Source organism: Proteus sp. fly-1067 (assembly GCF_040139345.1).
GTDB lineage: Bacteria > Pseudomonadota > Gammaproteobacteria > Enterobacterales > Enterobacteriaceae > Proteus > Proteus vulgaris_B.
Genome location: NZ_JBEEUL010000106.1, coordinates 1 through 695 on the forward strand (window position 1 = coordinate 1; position 695 = coordinate 695).

Annotated in this window: 1 protein-coding gene and 1 pseudogene; one reads left to right on the plus strand and one right to left on the minus strand. The window is 39.1% G+C overall.

Annotated features, from left to right (window positions below):
- Positions 1-293: pseudogene (locus tag ABN217_RS19400) on the plus strand (Fic family protein); the annotation flags it as partial.
- 39 nt (positions 294-332) lie between these two features.
- Here ABN217_RS19400 and ABN217_RS19405 read toward each other — a convergent pair.
- The coding region (locus ABN217_RS19405; protein WP_349459877.1) for an MBL fold metallo-hydrolase at positions 333-695 on the minus strand (363 nt) is incomplete at its 5' end.

Here is a 695-nt window from a genome sequence, read left to right on the forward strand (position 1 = left end):
GTGATTTAATGGAACTGACATCTTCATATATTAAAACACATCATAATGATGTTTATAGCTATGAATTATTACAGTGCATTTTCGAACAACCTTACTGCCGGATCAAAAATTTAGTTGATAAAAAAATCGCACAACGACAAACTGCATCAGAGTATCTAAAAAAGCTTTGTGATATTAATGTATTACATGAAATGCAGGTTGGAAGGGAAAAATTATTCGTTAACTATAGATTGATGAGTTTAATGAGTGACGATCAACATCAATTTGAACCCTATCCCAACCAAAGCGAATAAGTAAAAAACCACCTAGCCTGAGCTTTAGGTGGTTTAATTTTAAATTTTAATCGTCAAATAGTCGGCGGCTATTTCGGTATTTGGGAAAATAGCCTGGCACTCAGCCAGTAACATAGGTACGTCCTCTGCACTATAACGGCCACTAATATGCGTTGCGATAAACCGTTTCACTCCAGCATCACGTGCTAACTGCGCAGCTTGCCCAGTCGTACTATGTCCACGCTCATTGGCTTTTTCATGAAACGCATTTTCTAACGTTGTTTCATGCACCATTACATCAGCATTTTGAGCCAGTAACCGCGCCTGCTCCGTTGGCTCAGTATCACCAAAAATAGCAATCACTTTACCTGCTCTCGGCTCACCTAAATAATCAATCCCATTAACCGTCCGTCCATCATCTAG